22 protein-coding genes are annotated in these 22,462 nt (G+C 60.1%); 10 read left to right on the top strand and 12 right to left on the bottom strand.

Annotated elements, in window-relative coordinates:
- Nucleotides 1–73: 73 nt before the first annotated feature.
- Nucleotides 74–700: a hypothetical protein gene (locus tag GV827_RS12980; RefSeq protein ID WP_164354231.1), complete on the bottom strand. Its 627-nt coding sequence runs from the start codon at nt 698–700 to the stop codon at nt 74–76.
- A 106-nt stretch (nt 701–806) separates the two neighbouring features.
- Here GV827_RS12980 and GV827_RS12975 point away from each other — a divergent pair, with 106 nt between their 5' ends.
- The 4 genes from GV827_RS12975 (at nt 807) to GV827_RS12960 (ending at nt 4,230) form a co-directional block, all read left to right on the top strand.
- Nucleotides 807–1,685 (top strand): S-methyl-5'-thioadenosine phosphorylase, encoded by an 879-nt coding sequence (locus GV827_RS12975; RefSeq protein ID WP_164354230.1) that lies wholly within the window; start codon nt 807–809, stop codon nt 1,683–1,685.
- Nucleotides 1,686–1,757: 72 nt separating this feature from the next.
- Entirely contained in the window at nt 1,758–2,387 is a 630-nt protein-coding gene (locus GV827_RS12970; RefSeq protein ID WP_164354229.1) for a LysE family translocator, read from the top strand.
- On the top strand, nt 2,384–2,914 hold the full coding sequence (locus GV827_RS12965; RefSeq protein ID WP_164354228.1) for an adenine phosphoribosyltransferase: 531 nt from the start codon (nt 2,384–2,386) through the stop codon (nt 2,912–2,914). The genes GV827_RS12970 and GV827_RS12965 overlap by 4 nt, the downstream gene beginning before the upstream one ends.
- Before the next feature lie 41 nt (nt 2,915–2,955).
- On the top strand, nt 2,956–4,230 hold the full coding sequence (locus GV827_RS12960) for a Glu/Leu/Phe/Val family dehydrogenase (protein ID WP_164354227.1): 1,275 nt from the start codon (nt 2,956–2,958) through the stop codon (nt 4,228–4,230).
- Between the two features lie 9 nt (nt 4,231–4,239).
- Here the strand turns inward: GV827_RS12960 and GV827_RS12955 are convergent, their stop codons facing one another.
- Together GV827_RS12955 and GV827_RS12950 are read right to left on the bottom strand one after the other, a co-directional pair.
- Nucleotides 4,240–5,658, bottom strand: a complete 1,419-nt coding sequence (locus GV827_RS12955; RefSeq protein ID WP_164354226.1) for an FAD-binding oxidoreductase — start codon at nt 5,656–5,658, stop codon at nt 4,240–4,242.
- A 39-nt stretch (nt 5,659–5,697) separates the two neighbouring features.
- On the bottom strand, nt 5,698–6,516 hold the full coding sequence (locus tag GV827_RS12950; RefSeq protein WP_164354225.1) for an MBL fold metallo-hydrolase: 819 nt from the start codon (nt 6,514–6,516) through the stop codon (nt 5,698–5,700).
- 132 nt (nt 6,517–6,648) lie between these two features.
- Here GV827_RS12950 and GV827_RS12945 point away from each other — a divergent pair, with 132 nt between their 5' ends.
- Both GV827_RS12945 and GV827_RS12940 read left to right on the top strand, forming a co-directional pair.
- Nucleotides 6,649–7,965, top strand: a complete 1,317-nt coding sequence (locus GV827_RS12945; RefSeq protein WP_164354224.1) for a serine hydroxymethyltransferase — start codon at nt 6,649–6,651, stop codon at nt 7,963–7,965.
- 193 nt (nt 7,966–8,158) lie between these two features.
- On the top strand, nt 8,159–8,377 hold the full coding sequence (locus GV827_RS12940; protein WP_164354223.1) for a hypothetical protein: 219 nt from the start codon (nt 8,159–8,161) through the stop codon (nt 8,375–8,377).
- Between the two features lie 46 nt (nt 8,378–8,423).
- On the opposite strand, the gene GV827_RS12935 is transcribed toward GV827_RS12940, so the two are convergent.
- The 9 genes from GV827_RS12935 to coxB all read right to left on the bottom strand — a co-directional run bounded on the left by GV827_RS12935 (nt 8,424) and on the right by coxB (nt 15,983).
- Nucleotides 8,424–9,008: a GNAT family N-acetyltransferase gene (locus GV827_RS12935; protein ID WP_164354222.1), complete on the bottom strand. Its 585-nt coding sequence runs from the start codon at nt 9,006–9,008 to the stop codon at nt 8,424–8,426.
- Complete coding sequence (locus GV827_RS12930; protein WP_164354221.1) at nt 9,008–10,270, bottom strand: M16 family metallopeptidase; 1,263 nt, start codon at nt 10,268–10,270, stop codon at nt 9,008–9,010. The genes GV827_RS12935 and GV827_RS12930 overlap by 1 nt, the downstream gene beginning before the upstream one ends.
- Nucleotides 10,267–11,655: a threonine synthase gene (gene thrC, locus GV827_RS12925; protein ID WP_164354220.1), complete on the bottom strand. Its 1,389-nt coding sequence runs from the start codon at nt 11,653–11,655 to the stop codon at nt 10,267–10,269. Before thrC ends, GV827_RS12930 begins: the two co-directional genes overlap by 4 nt.
- A gap of 6 nt (nt 11,656–11,661) precedes the next feature.
- Nucleotides 11,662–12,342: an SURF1 family protein gene (locus GV827_RS12920; protein WP_164354219.1), complete on the bottom strand. Its 681-nt coding sequence runs from the start codon at nt 12,340–12,342 to the stop codon at nt 11,662–11,664.
- Between the two features lie 97 nt (nt 12,343–12,439).
- Nucleotides 12,440–13,249 (bottom strand): cytochrome c oxidase subunit 3, encoded by an 810-nt coding sequence (locus GV827_RS12915; RefSeq protein ID WP_164354218.1) that lies wholly within the window; start codon nt 13,247–13,249, stop codon nt 12,440–12,442.
- A gap of 23 nt (nt 13,250–13,272) precedes the next feature.
- On the bottom strand, nt 13,273–13,848 hold the full coding sequence (locus GV827_RS12910; RefSeq protein WP_164354217.1) for a cytochrome c oxidase assembly protein: 576 nt from the start codon (nt 13,846–13,848) through the stop codon (nt 13,273–13,275).
- Nucleotides 13,848–14,033, bottom strand: a complete 186-nt coding sequence (locus tag GV827_RS12905) for a cytochrome C oxidase assembly protein (RefSeq protein WP_164354216.1) — start codon at nt 14,031–14,033, stop codon at nt 13,848–13,850. Before GV827_RS12905 ends, GV827_RS12910 begins: the two co-directional genes overlap by 1 nt.
- Nucleotides 14,033–14,968, bottom strand: a complete 936-nt coding sequence (cyoE, locus tag GV827_RS12900; RefSeq protein ID WP_164354215.1) for a heme o synthase — start codon at nt 14,966–14,968, stop codon at nt 14,033–14,035. The genes GV827_RS12905 and cyoE overlap by 1 nt, the downstream gene beginning before the upstream one ends.
- A gap of 91 nt (nt 14,969–15,059) precedes the next feature.
- Complete coding sequence (coxB, locus tag GV827_RS12895; RefSeq protein WP_164354214.1) at nt 15,060–15,983, bottom strand: cytochrome c oxidase subunit II; 924 nt, start codon at nt 15,981–15,983, stop codon at nt 15,060–15,062.
- Nucleotides 15,984–16,159: 176 nt separating this feature from the next.
- Here coxB and tldD point away from each other — a divergent pair, with 176 nt between their 5' ends.
- From tldD to GV827_RS12875, 4 genes are all read left to right on the top strand, one after another.
- Nucleotides 16,160–17,581 (top strand): metalloprotease TldD, encoded by a 1,422-nt coding sequence (gene tldD / locus GV827_RS12890; protein WP_164354213.1) that lies wholly within the window; start codon nt 16,160–16,162, stop codon nt 17,579–17,581.
- 98 nt (nt 17,582–17,679) lie between these two features.
- On the top strand, nt 17,680–18,822 hold the full coding sequence (gene dprA / locus GV827_RS12885; protein WP_164354212.1) for a DNA-processing protein DprA: 1,143 nt from the start codon (nt 17,680–17,682) through the stop codon (nt 18,820–18,822).
- A 222-nt stretch (nt 18,823–19,044) separates the two neighbouring features.
- Nucleotides 19,045–21,663, top strand: a complete 2,619-nt coding sequence (gene topA / locus GV827_RS12880; RefSeq protein ID WP_164354211.1) for a type I DNA topoisomerase — start codon at nt 19,045–19,047, stop codon at nt 21,661–21,663.
- 111 nt (nt 21,664–21,774) lie between these two features.
- Complete coding sequence (locus GV827_RS12875) at nt 21,775–22,377, top strand: L,D-transpeptidase (RefSeq protein ID WP_164354307.1); 603 nt, start codon at nt 21,775–21,777, stop codon at nt 22,375–22,377.
- Nucleotides 22,378–22,462: the final 85 nt, after the last annotated feature.

Raw genomic sequence — 22,462 nt, 5'->3', positions numbered from 1 at the left:
CAAGGGTGTTCTTGGATGGAAAGGGCGCAGACCGTGCAAATTGACTGCGACGTCACGGCGCGGGCGGCGGTTTTCAATCCTCGCCGTGATGCGGACCGGCGCCGATATCCTTATCGATAAGGAAAAGCACGATCACCCAATTCGCCATGGTGCGGACCAACAGCACGCCAAAGGACATCATCGCCGCAAAGGCAAGCGGCCCAGCGAAAGTCCAGATAGAAAAGAGCGTTGCTGCGGCAATGACCAGTCCTGCAGCCTCAAGCATCACCGCTTCTTTGAGGTGCTTGGTCTGCCGCACCCACGTCCCTTGCACACTGTCCAGAATTCCTGGCGCATGAGTGGCACCGAAAGACAAGACCGCAGCATGGGCAAGATAATAGAGGATAAAGAGCTTCGCCACCGTGACAGCCGTTCCATACACCGCCAGCATCCCCAGACCTGCAAAAACACCGGCGAGCAAAACAAGGCCAATACGAGGACTTCGCAAGAAAGACTTCAGAAATCGATCCGACAAGATGTTCTTGGTAATCGAAAGGGTCATCTGCACCGCCAAAGCCAGTGCCAGCGGATCAATCGCACGCCCCCACAGAACCGGGGTTGCCTCGGATGCGGCCAAATAGGTTGCGAACGAGAGCGTGGCCCATGCCAAGGCCTCGGGAGCCAATGGCGGGACAAATCGGAATGTGGACCAGATGTTCATTCACAAGGCCTGCTGCCTATTTAAGTCAATAATGGGCAAAAATCGGGGCTTTTCTTGGCGCTTCCCCCAAGGCAGAGTGCGCGCGACACCCAGAAAAGAGGCCCCCATGACATCTACGAAAATCGCCGTGATTGGCGGCTCAGGAATTTATGAGATCGACGGGCTTGAGGACGCCAACTGGACCACGGTGGAAACCCCTTGGGGCACGCCCTCCGATGCGATCCTGACAGGCACGCTGGACGGGGTTGAGATGGCGTTTCTGCCACGCCACGGGCGCGGCCATGTCCACAGTCCGACAACGGTCCCATATCGTGCCAACATTGATGCACTCAAGCGGCTGTGTTGTAGGGATGTGATCAGCGTATCCGCCTGTGGCTCGTTCCGCGAGGAGATGGCGCCGGGCGATTTCGTGATTGTGGATCAGTTCATTGACCGTACCTTTGCCCGTGAAAAGTCTTTCTTTGGCACAGGCTGTGTGGCCCACGTCAGCGTGGCCCACCCCACCTGTCCGCGTCTGGGCGATGCCTGCGAAACTGCAGCCCGCGACGCAGGGATCAATGTGCACCGTGGCGGCACCTACCTTGCCATGGAAGGGCCGCAGTTCTCGACCCTCGCGGAATCCAGGATGTACCGGGAAAGCTGGGGCGCAGATGTGATCGGCATGACCAACATGCCCGAGGCGAAACTCGCCCGCGAGGCCGAGCTTTGCTATGCCTCCGTCGCCATGATCACCGACTACGACAGCTGGCACCCCGATCACGGCGAAGTGGACGTCAGCCAGATCATCGCGACGCTGATGGGCAACGCCGACAAGGGCCGCGACCTTGTCGCGCGTCTGCCCAAACTCCTTGGCGCAGAGCGTGCGCCCTGCCCCCACGGCTGTGACCGAGCGCTGGAATATGCTATCCTGACCCAGCCCGAGGCCCGCGATCCGGCGCTGATGGCCAAACTTGACGCTGTGGCCGGGCGGATGCTTTCCGCCTGATCCAGGACCCCGGATGCTCTTGCATTGCAAGGCGCAAGCTGTCTTTGCTGGGCAAAATCCAAGGAGTGTATCATGCCCCTCGATCTCTGGCTTGCCTTCGTGGCGGCCTCTACGGCCCTGCTGCTGATCCCCGGTCCCACCGTTCTGCTGGTTCTCAGCTACGCGCTCAGCAAGGGGCGATCGGTTGCTGTCGCCTCTGCCGCCGGTGTCGCGCTCGGGGATCTCGTTGCCATGAGCGCATCGCTTGCCGGTCTCGGGGCACTCGTGCTGACATCCGCGACCTTGTTCACCGCACTCAAATGGTTGGGGGCAGCTTATCTGATCTGGCTTGGCGTCAAATTGATCCGCTCTGCCCCGTCGGGCGGTCTGAGCGTGCCGGAAAGCGGCAGCGTGACGGCCCGTCACGTCTTTGGCCACGCCGCTGCCGTGACGGCGCTCAACCCCAAATCCATCGCGTTCTTCATCGCCTTCGTGCCGCAGTTCATTACGCCCGCCGCACCACTGCTGCCACAATTCGCGATCCTCGTGGCAACATTCGTGGGACTTGCCGCCATCAACGCCTTCGCCTATGCGCTTCTGGCTGACCGGTTGCGCCGCGTGATCTCGCGACCTTCCGTCATCACATGGATCACCCGCGCGGGCGGCGGCGCGTTGATTACCATGGGAATCCTCACCACCAGCCTGCGCCGGAGTGTGCCATGAAAAAGATCGAAGACTACATCCGCACCATCGTCGATTTTCCGCACGAGGGGATCATGTTCCGCGATGTGACCACCCTTTTCGCCGATGCCCGCGGGTTTCGGATGGCGATTGACCAGATGCTGCATCCTTATGCCGGCCTCGAGATCGACAAGGTCGTAGGGCTTGAGGCACGCGGCTTTATCCTCGGCGGGGCCATCGCGCATCAGCTTTCAGTGGGTTTCGTCCCGATCCGTAAAAAGGGAAAGTTGCCCGGCACGACGATCAGCCAGGACTACAAACTTGAATACGGCGAGGCGATTGTCGAAATTCACGACGACGCAATCCAGCCGGGCGAGAAAATTCTCGTGGTCGATGACCTGCTGGCAACTGGCGGCACGGCAGAGGCCGGGATCAAGCTGATTGAGCGGCTGGGAGGCGAGATCGTGTCCTGCGCCTTCATCATCGACCTGCCGGATCTGGGCGGCCGGAAAAAGCTGGAAGGCATGGGCATGGACGTGCACGCGCTTTGTGCATTTGACGGATTGTAACGCGCACTAGGTATCTGGGGGCCGACACCAAGGAACCCCGGATGACACAAGACAGCACCACACCCGTTCTCGACCGCGCCCTCGACCGGCTCGATCTGGCAGATGATGCACGCAAAATGCTGCGCACCCCGCACAAGCGGATAGAGATGTCTGTTCCGATCCGGCGGGATGACGGGACACTTGCGGTCTTTCCGGCCTGGCGCGTGCAATACAACAACGTGCTTGGCCCGACCAAGGGCGGCGTCCGCTTTCACCCCGGCGTGAACCTTGGGGAAACGACCGAACTGGCACGCTGGATGACGATCAAATGCGCGTTGATGGACCTGCCCTTTGGCGGCGGCAAGGGCGGTGTGCAGGTCGAACCCAAGGAATTGTCACGCCAAGAGCTGGAGCGGCTGGCACGGTCCTATATCCGCGAGTTGCACGATCTCATGGGGCCGGACACGGACATTCCCGCGCCCGATGTGAACACAAACCCGCGCGTGATGGGGTGGATGGCAGATGAATATGACCAGATCGCCCGCGCCAAAGCGCCTGCCGCGATCACGGGCAAACCCCTGCCGCTGGGCGGGTCGGAAGGGCGTGTTGAAGCGACAGGTCAGGCCGCGCTCTACGTGCTTGAGGAATGGGCCAAGCGGCAGGAACGGGATCCGCAGGACGTGACGGTCGCCGTTCAGGGCTTTGGCAACGCGGGGGCGCATTTTGCGATGCTTGCGCACGAGGCTGGCTTTCGCATCGTCGCCGTGTCCGACTCGCGCGGGGCGATCCATGCGGAAGAGGGGCTCGACCCTGCCCCGATCCATCAGGAGAAAGAGAAAGGCAAAGGGCTCGACAAGGTCTATAGCGACACCTCAGTTGTCGATGCGGATGGTCACGAGGAACTTGATCCCGACGCCCTGCTCGCATTGGAGGTTGATGTGCTGGCGCTTGCCGCGCTGCAGGACGCCGTGACCGAGGAAAACGTCGGTGACGTCAAGGCAAAGGTCATTCTTGAGATTGCCAACGGCCCGGTCAGTCCCGACGCAGATGACACGCTTTTCGACAAGGGTGTGACCGTGCTGCCCGACGTGCTGGTCAATGCAGGGGGTGTGACGGTCAGTTATTTCGAGTGGGTGCAGGGCCGTACCGGCGACCGCTGGACCGAAGAACAAGTGAGCACCCGCCTCAAATCCCGTTTTGACCGGGTCGCCCCGGCCTGTTTCGAGCGGGCGGAGAAAGACGGGACATCCATACGTCAGGCCGCCTATGCGCTGGCGGTGGAGCGCATCTCAGAGGCCATCGAGAGCCGCGGAGATTCGTGTTATTTCAAAGGCTAAGCGCCGCAATCAGGCTTCTCGCAACACGGCGCCGGGGTTCATGATCCCCTTGGGATCAAGTGCCGCCTTGATCGCCCGCATGGCGGACAGTTTCGCCGGATCGCCATAGCGTTCCAGATCGTCCACCTTGGTGCGTCCGATGCCGTGTTCAGCGCTGATGGAGCCGCCCATTTGATCCACAAGATCATGCACCGCCCGTTTGATGGCGTGGCGGGCGTTCTCGTGATCCGAACGAGACTTCCCGGGCATCGGGAAGACGTTGTAATGCAGATTTCCGTCGCCGACGTGGCCAAAACAATTGATGCGGAACGCGCCGATGTCTGCAATGGCCGCGTTTCCCTGAGCGATGAAATCCGGCAAAGCCCCCAGCGGGATGGAAATATCGTGGCTTGAGATAGAACCGATGCGGCGGTTCGCCTCTGGCAGCATCTCTCTGATATACCAGAACTCGTTTGCCTGCTGTTGGTTCTGCGCGACCAGACCGTCCTGCACCAGCCCCGCCTCCATTGCCGCTTCGAACAGCTTTTCAAGGCTGGTTGCCGGGTCCAGATCCGCGCTGAGGCCCACGTCGATCAGGACCGTCCATTCTGGCGGTGTTTCAAACGGCTGGCGCACATCGGGCAAGGCTTCGGTCAGGAATTCAAAGCCCTGTCGATGCATCAATTCGAAAGCGCTGACCATTTCACCCAGTTGTGACCGGGCAAGGGACAAAAGATCAAGTGCGGCGCGTGGGTTTTCGACGGCCAACAGCGCCGTTCCCCGCCTTGGCGGTTTGGCAAACAGCTTGAGCGCGGCGGCGGTGATCACGCCAAGGGTGCCTTCCGCGCCGATCAGCAGGTGGCGCAGGTCATAGCCGGTGTTGTTCTTGCGCAAACGCGTCAGGCCGTTCCAGATTTGCCCATCCGGCAAAACTGCCTCCAGCCCCAGACACAGGTCGCGTGCATTGCCATAGCGCAGCACGCCGGTGCCGCCCGCATTCGTTGCAAGGTTGCCGCCGATCCGTGCCGTGCCTTCGGCTGCAAGCGACAGCGGAAACAGGCGGTCCACCGCATCGGCGGCAGCCTGCACATCGGCAAGGATGACACCCGCCTCGACCACGATGACATTCTCGTCCGGATAGACGTCGCGGACCTTGTTCATTCGTTCCAGCGACAGGATGAGACGCGCGGGCCCGTCTTGCGCGATTTGTCCGCCGACAAGTCCTGTACCGCCGCCGTAGGGGACAACGCCCACGCCCGCCTCGCCTGCCTCACGGATCAGTGTCGCCACCTCCCCGGTGTTGCGTGGCAAGGCCAGCAGCGCGGATTGCCCGGCATAACGGCCCCGCGGCTCTTCGAGATAGCGCGGCTCGACCGGGCGAAAGACGTCATCGGGCAGGACCGCAGAGAGGCGGTCACGAAAGGCGGTGTCGGCAGGGTTCAGTGTCATGCTTCTTTGATCTGTTGGAAAGCAGGGGGATGCAAGATGCTATCTCGGTACCTTCAAATATGCGGGGCGCAGAACCATGATCGTGGGGCGTGCCGGTAGCCGGTCAAGCGAGACGGTCAGCGACGGGCCATCAACCTCAACAATCGAAAACTCGTCGCGCATTCCGTCGAGGAAGTCTTCCAGCGCGAATTCTGAGAACCAGTGCATCGGGATAACGATGGAAGACTTCAGGCGTTTGAGCACCGAAATCATCGTGGGCTGATCCAGCGTATAGCCGCCATCAACCGGCGCCATCACCACATCCAACCGTCCAAGGGCTGCATATTGTGCGGGATCAGGTGCGTGATGAAGGTGGCCCAGATGACCCACGCAGAGCCCCGCCATTTCAAACACGAAGATCGAATTTCCTTTTGTCTCGATCCCGGAAAAGGCTGACCGGATATCGGTCGACACATTGCGAACCAGCACCTCGCCCAGATCCAGGTGATGTTCGATCCCTTCGCCGAATTCGCCCCACCCCGGCAGCGGATGCGGGATGGCCGGATCGGGAAAGGCCGTCCAGTGGCTGTCGTGTGCATGGTTCATCGTGACGACATCGGGGATGAACGGGAGGGTTCCGGTGAACCCAGTATAATCCGTCACGATATTGAGGCCGCGGTGGCTGCGGATCAGGAAGGACGCGTGGGCGATGTAATGAAGATGCACGTTTTCGGCGGCGACCTCCGGCAGGCTGGCCTTGTGCAGGTATTCAATTCCCGGCGTGGTCCCGGCCAGGGCGATGCAGTGGCTGGGGGTGCGATCCTGCGCCCATGCGATGCCGGGCAGGATAAGGGACAGGACAAGAATGAGACGGATCATCAGCAGTACCTCCTGTCCAAAAACCTAGCACAGGTTTCCAAAAGGTCATGGCATCTATCGTCGCAGCAAATTGGGGGTTGGCAAACCAGCCCAATCAGGCGTCATGTGGGACAAAATATGGGGAGTCGTAGAATGCTACAGGAACGCGCATGGGTACCGGACGCCTGCGAAGATCGCGTGCAGGATATCGCGCGCCGGACCGCAGGACAGGGCAGCGCAGATATCGCGGCGCGGATCGACGCGCTGGCCGCCAAGAACAAGGACATTCATGAGCGGGAGTGTTTCAATCTGAACCCCGCCACCAACGTCATGTCCCCCCGTGCCGAGGCGATCCTGTCGAGCGGCATCGGTACACGGCCCTCGCTTGGCTATCCCGGCGACAAGTACGAGATGGGGCTGGAAGCCATCGAGGAAATCGAGGTGATCGCGGCAGAGCTTTGCGCGCAGGTTTTTGACGCGCAATTCGCGGAAGTGCGGGTGCCATCGGGGGCGCTAGCCAATCTTTTCGGCTTTATGGCGACCTGCCAGCCGGGCGATACGATCATCGCGCCGCCCGCATCTATCGGCGGTCACGTGACCCATCACAGCGCCGGATGTGCAGGGCTTTTCGGCCTCAAGACAGTGCCTGCCCCGGTGAACGCGGATGGCTACACCATCGATACCGAAGCGCTGCGACAGTTGGCTGTCGAGGTGAAACCCAAGCTGATTACGGTCGGTGCCTCGCTGAACCTGTTTGAACATCCTGTCGCGGAGGTCCGTGCGATTGCGGATGAGGTCGGTGCGAAGGTGCTGTTCGATGCGGCCCATCAATGCGGTATCATCGCGGGCCGCGCATGGCGCGATCCGCTGGCCGACGGTGCGCATCTGATGACGATGAGCACCTACAAGAGCCTTGGCGGTCCGACGGGCGGATTGATTGTCAGCAATGACGCCGAGATCGTTGAACGGCTCGATGCCATCGCATTTCCTGGCATGACCGCAAACTTCGACGCGGCGAAAACTGCTGCATTGGCGCTAACGATGCTGGATTGGATCGACTACGGCGCAGACTACGCAGCCCAGATGATCGCCGTGGCACAGGCGCTGGCACAGGCATTGCAGGGTCACGGCCTGCCTGTGTTTGCCGCTAACCGGGGTTTCACCAATTCACATCAGTTCGCCATCGAAGCCGCCTCCTTTGGCGGTGGTCAGGCCGCTTCCAAAGCATTGCGCAAGGCTGGTTTTCTGGCGTGTGGCATTGGTTTGCCCTTGGCCGCGGTGCCCGGTGACATGAACGGGCTGCGCATTGGCACGCCGGAACTGGTGCGCTGGGGCGTCGGCGTTGCCGATGTTGCGGGAATCGCTGACCTTATTGCCCGGGCGCTGCACAGCGACGCGCCCCAAGACCTTGCGGCTGAAACGCGTGCCATGAGATCAACGTTTGATACGCTTCATTTCGTGGGCTCATAACCAGACTGCGAAAAGCGTTCTTCTTCAGTTCATTAGCGTCCTGAGGCCATCGCCTGCCTCGCGACTGACGGTCCCGATGAAATGCTCTGCCGTTGACAGCGTCGTGTCTACGGCTAGGCTTTTGCTCATGCCAGCCTTTCGGGCGCAGCCAATGGCATAGGGACAGCATTGAACCAAAACGCTCGGAGACCCTATGCAAGTAGTTAATCGCACCACAAAAAACGTTGCCCGCCGTGTTATTCGCCTCTGTCCGAACAGGATACCTGAGTTCATCAATCAAAGCCGGTCGGACCGTAACCTGTCCAAAACCATTGTCGAGCTGAACCGCCAGATGCTGCAAGGTCCGATGCGCGAACGGGAAACGGCCAAAGAGGCGCTCGTGCGGCTGGGGTTTGTTGTCCGGGACTTTTGAAGCGTTGCAAGCGCGGCAAAGCGATGGGCGTTGACCAGCGACGGATTTATCCGGCGTCGGTTTTGCCCCGGCGGTCACTGCGCAGCGCCGCATAAAGAACATGGGTCCGCCAGCGTCCGTCAATTTGCAGATAGCTCTGCGCGACACCTTCGTATTTGAAACCTGTCTTTTCCAACAAGCCACGTGACGCCTGATTTTCCGGCAGACAGGCGGCCTCAATCCGGCTCAGGTCATTTCGGGTGAACGCCTGATGCACGACCGCATGGATCGCCTCGCGCATGTAGCCCTCGCGGATGAAAGGTTCTCCGGTCCAATACCCAAGCGTTCCCGATTGCGCGGGCCCCCTGCGGATATTGTCGAGAGTGATCGCACCCAACAATGCGTCGTCCTCGCGTCGGATCAGGAACAGCGGCAGCGCGGTTCCGGCGCTGACAGATCGTTGCGCCCAGTAGACACGGTTTGTGAACGCTTTGCGCGTCAGATGGTCATCAGCCCACGCGGGTTCCCACTTGGTCAGAAAGGCGCGGCTTTTTACCCTGAGGGACGTCCAGGCACGAAAATCGGAATGGATCGGGGGGCGCAGGGTCATGCGCTCCGTCTCAATCCGCAACTTTCGTCTGAGCAGCATCATCAGGCGGCGCGGCGCTCCTGCAAGTTCACAAGGCCAGGAGCGTCCTCGACCGGACCATAAAGCGCAAGGGCGGCAGGAGCGGCCTCGGCCATGCGTTGCGCCAGATCGCGTACATCGCCGGTGGTGACCGCATCGATCTTTTCAATGGTTTCCGAGAGCGGCGGGACGCGGTCCCAGATCTGAACCAGCCGGGCCAGACGCTCTGCCCGGTTTGACGGGCTTTCAAGGCCCATCAGCAAACCGGCTTTCATCTGGGCCCGCGCACGGGCAACCTCGGCGGGAGACATATCGGAGGCGGCGCGCTTCATCTCGTCGATGGTGATGGTCGCCAGTTCCGGCAGTTGCTCGGCCGAGGTGCCTGCGTAAATCGTCGTCATGCCGGTATCCGCATAGGCGCCCGCCTGTGCAAAGATCGTATAGCACAGGCCGCGGTTCTCGCGGATTTCCTGAAACAGGCGCGAGGACATTCCGCCGCCAAGCGCGGAGGCATAGATCTGTGCCACGTATATATCATCAGCCCGGTAACCCGGAGATTCGAACCCCAGCGCGAAATGCGCCTGTTCAAGCGATTTGATCTGCCGGGTCTCACCGCCCTGAAACCGGGCGGTTTGCATCTGGAACGGCGCCTTCGGGGTCATGTCACCGAAAAGCTGCTCGGCCAGTTTCACGATCTCGTCGTGGTTCACAGCGCCCGCTGCGGCGAGGATCATCTGCTCTGGTCCGTAGTGATCGGCGATGAAGCTTTGCAGGTCATCGCGGCTGAAGGAAGACACCCGTTCGGACGGGCCAAGGATGGTGCGGCCCAGCGGCTGATCTGGATAGGCCTGCTCCTGCAACCAGTCAAAGATCACGTCATCGGGGGTATCCAGCGCCTGCCCGATTTCCTGCAGGATCACACCGCGCTCGACCTCGATTTCGTTGGGATCAAGGATCGGGTTGCGCAGGATGTCGGCAATCACATCGAGCCCAAGTGCGACGTCATTCTCAAGCACTCGTACGTAATAGGCTGTGACCTCGCGCGAGGTATAGGCATTGATATAGCCGCCCACGTCTTCGATGGCTTCGGCGATTTGCAGCGATGTGCGGCGCTTGGTTCCCTTGAACGCCATGTGTTCAAGGAAATGCGCGATGCCGTTCTGTTGGGGCGTTTCGTGCCGCCCTCCGGCAGAAACCCAAACGCCGATTGAGGCGGAGGCGAGACCGGGCATGCTTTCGGTGACAATGCGAAAGCCGTTGGACAGGCGGTGTTCTTGCAAGCTCATGCGCCAAGTGCCTTATTAATGTGGGCCTTGAGCGCCTCAAGGTCGTTGGTCACGCGGGTCAGACGTTCGGGGCGGTCGAACAGATCGGCCATGCGCGGGGGCAGGTCTGGCCTGACACCTGTTGCCGCCTCTACCGCGTCGGGGAATTTGGCGGGGTGGGCCGTGGCAAGGGTGATCATCGGTGTTGCCTCTTCACGCTGTTCATCGGCCACTTTGACCCCCACCGCAGAGTGTGGGCACAAAAGCTCGCCGGTGTGCTTGAGTGCTTGCGTGATCATGGCGGAGGTCTCCTCCTCAGAGGCGCGGCCGGACTTGTAGGTATCCTGAAGCGCTTGCATCGCGCCCTGGCTGACGTCGAAACCGCCTTGGGATAATTCGTTCATCAGTTGTGCCACTGCCTTGCCGTCGCGATCGTAGGCATCAAAGAGCGCGCGTTCGAAATTTGAGCTGACCTGGATGTCCATCGACGGGCTGATCGAGGGATGCACAGTGCCCTTGTGATATCCCTGCCCCTTCAGGCACCGGTCCAGAATGTCATTCTGGTTGGTCGCGATCACCAGATCCTTGATCGGCAAGCCCATCCGCTTGGCGATGTAGCCCGCGAAGATATCTCCGAAATTGCCAGTCGGGACGGTAAAGCTGACCTCCCGCCCAGGAGCGCCGAGGGACGTCGCAGCGGAGAAATAATAGACCACCTGCGCCAGTACCCTGCCCCAGTTGATCGAATTGACACCCGCCAGCTTGACGCTGTCGCGGAACTCAAAGTCATTGAACATGTCTTTCAGCCGCGCCTGGCAATCGTCAAAGTCGCCGTATACGGCGAGTGCATGCACATTGGATTCCGTCGGCGTTGTCATCTGGCGGCGCTGGACTTCGCTTACCCGTCCGTGTGGATAGAGAATAAAGACATCCACGTTATCAAGGCCGCGGAACGCCTCTATCGCGGCAGAGCCGGTATCACCGGAGGTTGCCCCGACGATGGTCACACGCTCGCCTTTGCGGCCAAGGGCTTTTTGAAACATCTGGCCAATGATCTGCATCGCGAAGTCTTTGAAGGCCAGCGTAGGGCCGTGGAACAATTCCAGCAGGAAATGGTTCGGCGCAAGCTGTACCAGTGGTGCGCGGGCGTCATGGCCGAAGGTGGCATAGGCCGCTGCAATCAGCTCTCGGAATTCCGCATCGGTGAAGGTGTCCCCGATAAAGGGGCGCATGACGGTAAAGGCCACGTCCTCATAGGACTGCCCTGACATGGCGGCGATTTGATCCGCGCTCAGCGTCGGAATTTCTTCGGGCACGTATAGCCCGCCGTCTCGGGCAAGCCCGGTCAGCATGGTGTCTTCAAAGTTCAGAGCGGGCGCCGTGCCACGGGTCGAGATGTAGCGCATTTCAGATCAGCTTTCGGCAGATTGGCCGCGGCGGCGGCGCAGGAAGAAAAGGAACGACATGGCCAGCCAGATGGCGGCCAGTGAAAACCAGGTGATCGCGTATTGCAGGTGATCGTTGGGGATGCGGCTGGTGTCTACGGGCAAAGGCGTCACGGCCCCGTCATCCGCCGACAGATCACGCGCGACGATCAGTATAGGGCGGGTTTGAAGCGCCTCTGCCAATGCAGGCACGTCGCGGGCAAACCAGATGTTGTTTTCCAGATCTGGCGCAGGTGTAAAGCTGTCGGTCTCCTGCGGCCATTGCAGGTTGCCGGTTACCGAAACGAGCTCTTCGGTCACAATGGCAAGATCAGCGTCTATGGGGACAAAACCCCTGTCGATCAGGATACGCTCCTGATCGGTTTCCATTCCGGTGATCAGGCGGTAGCCCGCCCCGATTGTCTTTTGCGACACCAGCACACGCTTGGTCTCGCCCACAAATCGACCTGAGACAGAGACTGGCAGGTAGGCATCTGCCTCTGGGTCTGGATTCTGCGGAAGGACGACAGGAGCCGCGACGATGCGCGCCTCAATATCGGCGATCACGCCTTGTTTCCAGGCGAGGCGCTGCATTTGCCAGATGCCAAGTGACACCAGAATGGCAGCACCACCAAGGCCAATGATAATCAGGAAAAGCGCGCGGCTCATGAAGCGATCTCAGCGTCAAAGAAAAAGCGCGCGAAACAGGTTCCGCGCGCTTTGTCTTGTCTGTGATTGGGGCGTCGGATGCAACCCCGCTTTGGTCTTAGGACGGAATGCCCCAGACGTAGACGGCAAAGAAGAGGAACAGCCAGACCACGTCAACGAAGTGCCAGTACCATGCAGCCGCTTCGAAACCGACGTGCTTTTCCGGGGTGAAGTCACCGCGCATTGCCCGGATCAGGCAAATTGTAAGGAAAATTGTACCGATGATCACGTGCATGCCGTGAAAACCTGTCGCCATGAAGAAGGCAGAGAAGAACGCATCGCCACCGAACACCCAGTCATGGTGCAGGATCAGCTCTGCATATTCGTAGGCCTGAAGGGCGGTAAACGCGATGCCGAGGATGATCGAGATAGCCAGACCGTTGATAAGGTCTCTGCGGTTGTTTTCATGCACAAGCGCGTGGTGAGCCCATGTTACGGCACAGCCAGACAGGAGCAGGATCAGTGTGTTGATCAACGGCAGATGAAATGCATCGACGGGGTCGAAGACCGGCGGGACATATTCGGACCCCGCGTATTCGTTCATCGGGTACATCGCCTGTTTGAAGAAGGTCCAGAACCACGCGACGAAGAACATTACCTCGGACATGATGAACAGGATGAAGCCATAGCGCAGGCCGATACGCACGACCCCGGTGTGATCGCCGACGCGGCTTTCCACGACGACATCGCGCCACCAGCCGAACATGACGTACAGAACGGCCACAAAGCCGCCCCAGAACAGGAACGGTGTGATGCCGTGCATCCAGAGCACGGCGCCAAGCAACATGGCAAAGCCTGCCACAGCGCCCAACAACGGCCAGGATGAGGGGCTTAGGATGTGATAATCGTGATTTTTTGCATGGGCCATGGTGTGCTGTCCCTTACCTTTTCTTAGTTCAGGTCTGTTGTTGTGACCTGATCGAGGGCGGCATACCCCTCGGGCAGGTCAATTTCGTAGAACGTATATGAAAGCGTTATGGTGTGTACATACTTGCCGTCATTGTCATCGACGATTTCTGGATCGACATAGAAGCTGACCGGCATCTGAACGCGTTCGCCGGGGGCCAAAACCTGCTCGGTAAAGCAAAAGCATTCGATCTTGTCGAAAAACGCGCCCGCCGTGTAGGGCGTCACGTTATAGCTGGCCTGCCCGGCAATCGGGCGGTCGGTCGGGTTGTAGGCCTCGTAAAAGGCGAGACCTGTCTCACCGATGCGCACTTCCATTTCGCGCACAACCGGTTTGAATTCCCAGGCCATATTGCCGTTCAGCGTGCCGTCAAAACGAACCTTGATCGTCTGATCAAGGATTTCCTGATTGGCTGCCTGCACCTGTTCAGGCACACCGCCGAATCCTGTCACCCGGCAGAACCAGTCATAAAAGGGCACAGACGCCCAAGCCAGACCGCCCATGACAATGACAAGGGAAACGGTTTGTGCGACTGTTTTTGCGGGTCCTGAAAGTGCCATTAGTCAGATGCCTCCGATCCGGCGGCCGTGTTAGCTGTTCCCGGCGCGCGTGTGAAATCCGTTTCGGTGATTTTCACAAAAGTCAGAAGCATAACCAAGACGACAAATCCGCCCAGCATGAGGCCAACGCCAACGTTGCGGCCTTTGCGGCGGCCATGAATCTCGTGTTCGGCGCGAATGCCCATTACCAGCCTCCCAGTCCATAGGGCCGCAGCGTGGCTTCGATCAGGATCGCGCCAAAGTGCAGGAACAGATAATACAGCGACAGCCGGAAGAACTTGCGCTCAACCAGGTAGTTGTCGCCTTCGGCCATCTCTTCGTCACGCTGCCAGATGCGGTAAGCCCCGATCAGGAAAAGCGCATTCAGAACGATAGCGAAAGACAGGTAGATATAGCCGCCGATTGCCGTAAATCCGGTGCCAACCGCCAGAACGGCAAGCAGGACCGTATAGGCAAGGATATGACGCCGTGTCGATGGACGCCCGTGGGTCACGGTCAGCATCGGCACATTCGCGTCGTCGTAGTCTGACCGCATGAACAGGGCCAGTGCCCAGAAATGCGGCGGCGTCCACATGAAGATCAGTGCAAACATAAGCCACGCCTCAACCGAGAAACTGCCGGTCGCGATGATCCAGCCGATCACCGGCGGAAACGCACCCGCCGCGCCACCGATAACGATGTTCTGCGGCGTAGCGCGCTTGAGCCACATGGAATAGACCACGGCATAGAACAGGATCGTGAACAGCAGCATCCCCGCAGCCAGCAAGTTCGCGCTTAGTGCCAGCATCATCACCGACAGGCCAGACAATGCCACGCCCAGCGCAAGCGCCTCGCCCGGCTGCACCTTGCCTGCTGGGATCGGTCGTTTCGACGTCCGGCGCATCACAGAATCAATGTCAGCGTCCCACCACATGTTCAGCGCACCCGATGCCCCGGCCCCGATCGCCACGAACAAAATCGAGGCAAAGCCAACAATCGGATGCACTGACACGGGGGCCGCCAACATGCCGACGACAGCCGTGAAAACGACCAGTTGCATCACACGGGGCTTGAGAAGGGCAAAGTAATCGCCCAATTGCGCCTCATGCTCTGCGGCAGGTGTGTTGGTGATGTCCGTCATCCGGCACCTTTGGCTTGAGGTGAGGTGGGCACTCTGCCCACCTTACATGGCTTCCGTCAGGTGGGCAGAGCGCCCACCCACTGCGAAGGGATCAGTTAGAGGCGATCTGGACCGACTGGGGAATGCCGGCGTATTCTTCTTTCGCCTTGCCCAGCCACTCCTCATACGCTGCTTCCGACACCACTTTGACGGTGATCGGCATGTAGGCATGGGCCTGGCCGCAAAGCTCGGAACACTGGCCAAAGTAAATGCCTTCCTGCTCGGCCTCGAACCACAGTTCTGCAAGGCGCCCGGGAACGCCGTCCTGCTTCACGCCGAAGGCCGGGATGGTCCACGAGTGGATCACGTCAGAGGCTGTCACCTGCATCACGATGGTTTTGCCGACAGGTACAACCACGGACGTGTCTGTGGCCAGCAGCCATTCGTTGCGCGAATAGCCTGCCGCTTCGAGCTTGGCCACCATGACGTCGCTCAGCTGGTTGGCAATTGCACCGGCGTCTTCCTCTTCTGAGGAAAGTGTCGCGGGCGCGCCGATCATGTAGCTGTCAAAACCGAAACCGTCGTCGACGTATTCATAGGACCAGTACCACTGGTTTCCGATCACCTTGATCGTCACGTCCGCCTCAGGAATTTCCTGCTGGCGGAACAGAATCGGCAGCGAATAAGCACCGATAAGTACGAGAATCAGAATTGGGCCGACCGTCCACGACACCTCGACCGGGGTGTGGTGTGTGAAAGAGGCAGGCTCGGGATTGCGCTTGGCGTTGTAACGGATGATGACCCAGCCGATCAGCGCGGTCACGAAAAGCGTGATGGCAGTGATGATCACCAGAATCAACCAATCCAGATCGTGGATGTCCTGCGCCAGGCGCGTGACGGCAGGCTGAAAGCCCATTTCGCCGTCCGTTGGCGCACCAATGACTTCCAGACCGTCAATGCGCAGGTTGTCTTGCGCCATAGCGGGCAGTGCCGCGAGGCTTGCCATCACTGCACTCAGAGAGAAAAGATGTTTCATGTGTCGTCCTGATCTTGTGACCGAATTTGGCTACGGATGTCCGGCTACGCGATGGTCTTCACCCAGCCGTTGTCATTCCGGTGCTAACAACCATATTCTAAACACAAGATAAAGCCATTCGATTGCGTCAAACGGACGCGAAGCCGGTTTTATTACTCAATTACAGGATATCCCGCATGCCCAACCCGCCATTTTCGCCTTTTGACACCGATCTGGACCGGGATAACGCCCTGAATGTCCTGCGCGAGGCCGTGGCGGGCGCCGACGATGGCGAACTTTTCCTTGAGCGCCGACGGTCCGAGGCGCTGATGTTCGATGATGGCAGGCTCAAGACAGCCAGCTATGACGCCTCCGAAGGGTTCGGCCTGCGGGCCGTGCGCGGTGAGGTGGCCGGATACGCGCATTCCACGGAAATCTCGGAAAAGGCGCTGCGCCGCGCGTCCGAAACTGCACGTCTTGCGGTTGGTGACGGGGGCGGCACTTGGGCGGATGCGCCGGAGGGCACCAACAAACGGCTTTATACTGACGCGGACCCGATCGAGGGCGCGACCTTTCCGGTAAAGATCGAAACGCTGCGCGAGATCGACAGCTTTACCCGCGAACTGGACAAGCGGGTTGTTCAGGTCACGGCAAGCATCGCGGCCAGCCTGCAGGAAGTCGAAATCCTGCGTCCCGAAGGGACGTCCGTGCGGGATATCCGCCCCATGACCCGGATCAATGTATCGGTCATCGTGGAGCAGAACGGGCGGCGTGAGAGCGGCAGCGCGGGTGGCGGCGGGCGGATTGGCCTTGATGGCTTGCTTAATCCTGCCGACTGGCAGGCCAAGGCGCGTGAAGCGTTGCGGATTGCCGCAGTCAATCTTGAGGCTGTTCCTGCCCCGGCGGGCGTTATGGACGTGGTTCTTGGTCCCGGCTGGCCGGGCATTCTGCTGCATGAAGCCATCGGCCACGGTCTGGAGGGCGATTTCAACCGCAAGGGCAGTTCCGCCTTCGCAGGCCTCATGGGCAAGCAGATCGCGGCACTGGGGGTGACGGTGCTGGATGATGGCACGATTCCGGACCGGCGCGGCTCGATCAGCGTGGATGACGAAGGCACGCCCAGCGCCAAAAACGTGCTGATCGAGGATGGCAAGCTGGTCGGCTACATGCAGGATCGCCAGAACGCGCGGTTGATGGGGGTGAAAAGCACAGGCAACGGGCGGCGGCAGTCTTATGCGCATATCCCGATGCCACGCATGACGAACACCTACATGCTGGGCGGTGATGCCGCACCCGAAGACATCGTGGCCGACCTCAAGGATGGCATCTATGCCGTGGGGTTTGGCGGTGGGCAGGTCGATATCACCAACGGCAAGTTTGTCTTTTCCTGTACCGAAGCCTACCGCGTTGAGAACGGCAAGGTCGGGGCGCCGGTCAAGGGCGCGACACTGATTGGTGACGGGGCCACGGCGCTGAAACAGATCCGCGCAATCGGCAACGATCCGGCACTAGACCCCGGCATGGGCAATTGCGGCAAGCAAGGCCAGTGGGTGCCGGTGGGCGTGGGACAGCCAACGTTGATGATTGGCGGGCTCACGGTGGGCGGGTCTGCAGCCTAGACCGCAGCGACGTATCCTGCGGGGCCTGAGCCGTTCTTCTTCATGTCCTGTTAGCCAACGTCTCCTATACCTGATTCTGCAACGGACGGAGACACGGGATGACTGATGAGGACCACAATCCTTCTTCCACTCACCCCCCACTCCCACCTACCCCGGAAGATGAACGGTTTGCCCGCCTTCGTCAGTTGCGCTCGCGCCGGGTTGGCATATCCACGTATAAACGACTGCTGACTGAACACGGCACTGCGCAAAACGCGCTGGCCGCGCTGCCCCAGGTGGCGCGTGCCGCGGGCGTTTCAGATTACCGCATTTGCCCCGAAGGCGTGGTGCAGGCGGAAATGAAAGCCGCGAGGGCCGCTGGCGCTCAATTGGTAACGCTTGGAGAGCCCCCCTACCCCGATACGCTGGCCGAAATTGCCGACGCGCCACCATTCCTTTGGGCGCTTGGCGATCTGACATTGCTCTCAAGGCCAATGATTTCGCTGGTGGGTGCGCGCAATGCCTCCTCTCTTGGCGCTCGGATGGCCAAGGCGTTGGCCCGTGATCTGGGCGCAGCCGGGTTCGTCGTTGTGTCAGGCTTGGCGCGTGGCGTCGATGCGGCAGCACATCTTGCGGCGCTCGATACCGGAACAATCGCTGTGCAGGCGGGTGGTATCGACATCATGTATCCTGCCGAAAACACCGAACTGGCGCGGTCCATCGCAACAACCGGCTTGCGCCTGTCGGAGCAACCCATGGGACTGCAGCCCATGGCCCGGCATTTTCCCGGCCGCAACAGAATCATCTCTGGCCTGTCCCGCGCCACAATCGTGGTTGAGGCGGCTGCGAAATCCGGCAGCCTGATCACCGCACGGGACGCACTGGACCAGGGGCGCGACGTGCTGGCCGTGCCGGGCCACCCCTTCGATGCGCGCGCGGCGGGCTGCAACATGCTGCTACGGGACGGGGCCACTCTGATCCGTTCTGCCGCCGACGTGATCGAAGTCCTGGGGGCCGCGCGGACAGAAACGCCAGATCTGCCATTGATCGCTCAGGCAGCGCCCGAGAAACGCAGCTTGCGCGAATCTGCTGCGCTGCATGCGCAGATCCTGTCACGGCTTGGCCCGTCTCCGGTGGCCGAAGACCAGTTGATCCGCGATCTGGAAACACCGGCGGCGCAGGTCGCTCCAGCACTGGTTGATCTGGAGCTTGACGGCCAGATCGCGCGGCGGCCCGGAGGTCTGCTCAGCAGGGTCGTCTAAGGCAGGCAAGGCTGCTTTCCCAAACGTCAAGTAGCTGCTGCACCACCCGGTATGCGAGTAATTAGTTGCGACGCCAATAGTCAGGTTTTTCCCGGCGGCGCCACGCAAAACACCCATCTGTCTTGCGCAAACCCGCAGCTGTCGCATTGACAATACCCCGTTGGTTCCCACATGTGACAGCGAAAAGACCGCCCTCAAATTTCACGCAAGGTGCTTAATTTTATGCCAGTTGTTGTTGTCGAATCCCCGGCCAAGGCCAAAACGATCAACAAATATCTGGGCGATGACTACACCGTTTTGGCCTCTTACGGGCACGTCCGCGACCTGCCGCCCAAGGACGGATCCGTGGATACGGAGAACGGTTTCGACATGAAATGGGAGGTCGCCAGCGACAGCAAGAAACACGTCAAGGCGATCGCCGATGCGCTAAAAGAAGACAACGCACTGATCCTTGCCACTGACCCCGACCGCGAGGGCGAGGCGATTTCGTGGCACCTGCAAGAGGCGCTGACCAAACGCAAGTCGATCAAGAAAGACACGCCGGTCAGCCGCGTGGTCTTTAACGCGATCACCAAGAACGCGGTCACCGAGGCGATGAAAAACCCCCGCGAGGTCGACATGCCATTGGTTGAGGCTTACCTCGCCCGCCGTGCACTGGATTATCTGGTGGGCTTCAACCTGTCGCCCGTGCTCTGGCGCAAACTGCCCGGCGCAAAATCGGCTGGACGCGTGCAATCGGTCACGCTGCGCCTGATCGTTGAGCGCGAGATGGAGATCGAAGCGTTCCGCGCCAAGGAATACTGGACGGTCAAGGCGCTTCTTTCTACCCCACGCGGACAGGAGTTCGAGGCGCGGCTTGTCACACTGGCAGGCAAGAAGCTTGAAAAGTTTGATCTGGCCGATGCGACGCAGGCCGAAATGGCCGCGCAGGCGATCACATCGCGCGATCTGGCCGTCACGTCGGTCGAGGCAAAACCCTCAACCCGCAATCCGTCGGCGCCGTTCATGACATCGACCCTTCAGCAGGAAGCGAGCCGCAAGTTCGGCATGGGCGCACGCCAAACCATGAGCACTGCGCAACGGCTTTATGAGGCGGGACACATTACGTACATGCGAACCGACGGGATCGACATGGCGCCAGAGGCCGTGACCATGGCGCGCGATGCGATCAAGGACCGGTATGGCGCCGATTATGTCCCTTCTGAGCCGCGCATGTACAAGAACAAGGCCAAGAACGCTCAAGAGGCGCACGAATGTATCCGGCCCACCGATATGGCGAGGGATGCCGCATCCTTGAAGCTCGAATCTGATCAGGCGAAGCTTTACGATCTGATCTGGAAGCGCACGCTGGCCTGCCAGATGGCAAGCGCGAGGCTGGAGCGGACCACGGTCGAGATTGGCAGCAAGGACGATCAGGTCGGCTTGCGTGCCACCGGGCAGGTCGTGCTGTTTGATGGATTCCTGCGCGTCTACGAAGAAGGCCGCGATGACGTGGTGGATGAAGACGACAAGCGTCTGCCGCAGATCACCCAGGGCGACAAGATGGACAAGCGGTCCGTCACGCCTGAGCAGCATTTCACCCAGCCGCCGCCCCGCTATACCGAGGCGACGCTGGTCAAACGCATGGAAGAATTGGGCATCGGTCGCCCGTCAACCTACGCCAGCATTGTGACGACCATTCAGGACCGCGGCTATGTGCGCCGCGAGGGCCAGCGGCTGATCCCCGAAGACAAGGGACGGCTGGTGACAGCTTTCCTTGAGAACTATTTCCGCAAATACATCGGGTACGACTTTACCGCTGACCTTGAGGATCAGCTTGATAAGGTTTCGGCGGCTGACGCCAATTACAAAGAAGTGCTGACGCGCTTTTGGCGGGATTTTTCGGCGGCAATTGCCGAAACTTCCGAGCTGCGGATCACCGAGGTGCTGGAAAAGATCAACGAGGTGTTGGAGCCGCATCTGTTCCCACCAAATGAAGATGGCACTGATCCACGGCTTTGTCCCAACTGCGGCGAAGGGCGCCTTTCGATGCGCACCGCGCGGTCGGGCGGCGCGTTCATCGGGTGCTCCAACTACCCCGAATGCCGCTATACCCGGCCGTTCGGCCCACCCGACCCCGAAGCGGAAGCCTCGGCCATTCCACCTGACGGCAAATTGCTGGGCACCGATCAAGGTGACGAAATTCGCGTCTTCAAAGGCCGCTTTGGTCCCTACGTTCAGCGCGGCGAAGTGACCGAAGAGAACAAGAAGCCCCCACGTCAGTCGATTCCGAAGGACTGGCCGCCGGAAGAGCTTGATCTGGAACGCGCCTTGATGCTGCTTAGTCTGCCGCGCCCCATCGGGCCGCACCCGGAAGATGGCGTGATGGTCTGGTCGAACATCGGGCGCTATGGTCCATACCTCAAGCATGCCGAGAGCACCTCTGACCGGGGCGGCACCAATGCCAACCTTGAGAGCATCGACGAGGTGTTCACGGTCGGCATGAATCGCGCCGTGCAGCTTTTGGCGGAAAAGGTTGCCAGCCGCGGTGGGCGCGGACAGGCCGCAAAGCCGCTGCGCGAGTTGGGCGAACACCCCGAAGCAGGCGGTGCGGTCAACGTGATGAAGGGAAAATACGGTCCTTACGTGAAATGGGAAAAGATCAATGCAACGATCCCCGACACGATTGACCCCGAAGAGCTGACCATGGCGCAGGCCGTGCATCTGATTGATGAACGCGCTGCAAAGTCAGGCAAGAAGAAACCGGCGGCCAAGAAACAGCCTGCCGCGAAGAAAAAGCCTGCAGCCAAGAAGAAAGCCGCCCCCAAGAAAACAGCCGCAAAGAAAAGCGATGCGAGCTAAAGCCAGCTAGGAACGGCACAATTCACATTCGATAAACGGAATGTGAATTGTGCCGCCCCCGCTGCCCTGTCACATCTGCCACAAAGAAACACAGAGTTCGCGAGGCAGAAAATAACACGATCCCCCATCAACCGTCGGCACCTGATCCTGACCGGGGCAGCGGCCCTTTGCACCCCGGCGTTGGCGCGGGCGCAGACCGCGCTGCCTGCCGATGCCCTGTCCCCACCCGTTGTTCGCGACACGCAAGAAGCCGTGCGCCGGAACGCCACCAGCTTTGTAACTCAGAACTGGCAGGATCATTTCGACGATCTGGGCAAGGCGGCCATCGTCGCCGACACAACCTCTCGGGCGCTGCATTTCTGGAGCGGGGATGGCACTGTATATAATGTCTACCCAACCTCCGTGCCCCGCAGCGATGAACTGACCAAGCGGGGATACACGAAAATCGTACGCAAACGCGTCGGGCCAGACTGGACCCCGACCCCCAGCATGATCGAGCGGGACCCGACGCTGAAATACATGCCCCCAGGCCCCGATAATCCGCTGGGCACGCACGCGATGTATCTGTCGTGGCCCGCGTACCTTATCCATGGCACCCACGATACGCGCAAAATCGGGCGGCAATCCTCTGATGGATGCATCGGGCTGTATAACCACATGATCGAAGCGCTTTATCAGATCGCGCCTATTGGGACTCAGGTGCGTATCATCTGACCCCGATCCCCCTCGAACGATTTGACAGCGCCGCAGCGCGGCGTCACAACAGGTCCAAATGATAATTGACCTGTGAGGGGGAACT

Source organism: Sulfitobacter sediminilitoris (assembly GCF_010667575.1).
Lineage (GTDB): Bacteria > Pseudomonadota > Alphaproteobacteria > Rhodobacterales > Rhodobacteraceae > Sulfitobacter > Sulfitobacter sediminilitoris.
Note: the sequence above shows the minus strand (reverse complement) of the source record. Positions and strands in the feature narration are given on the sequence as shown.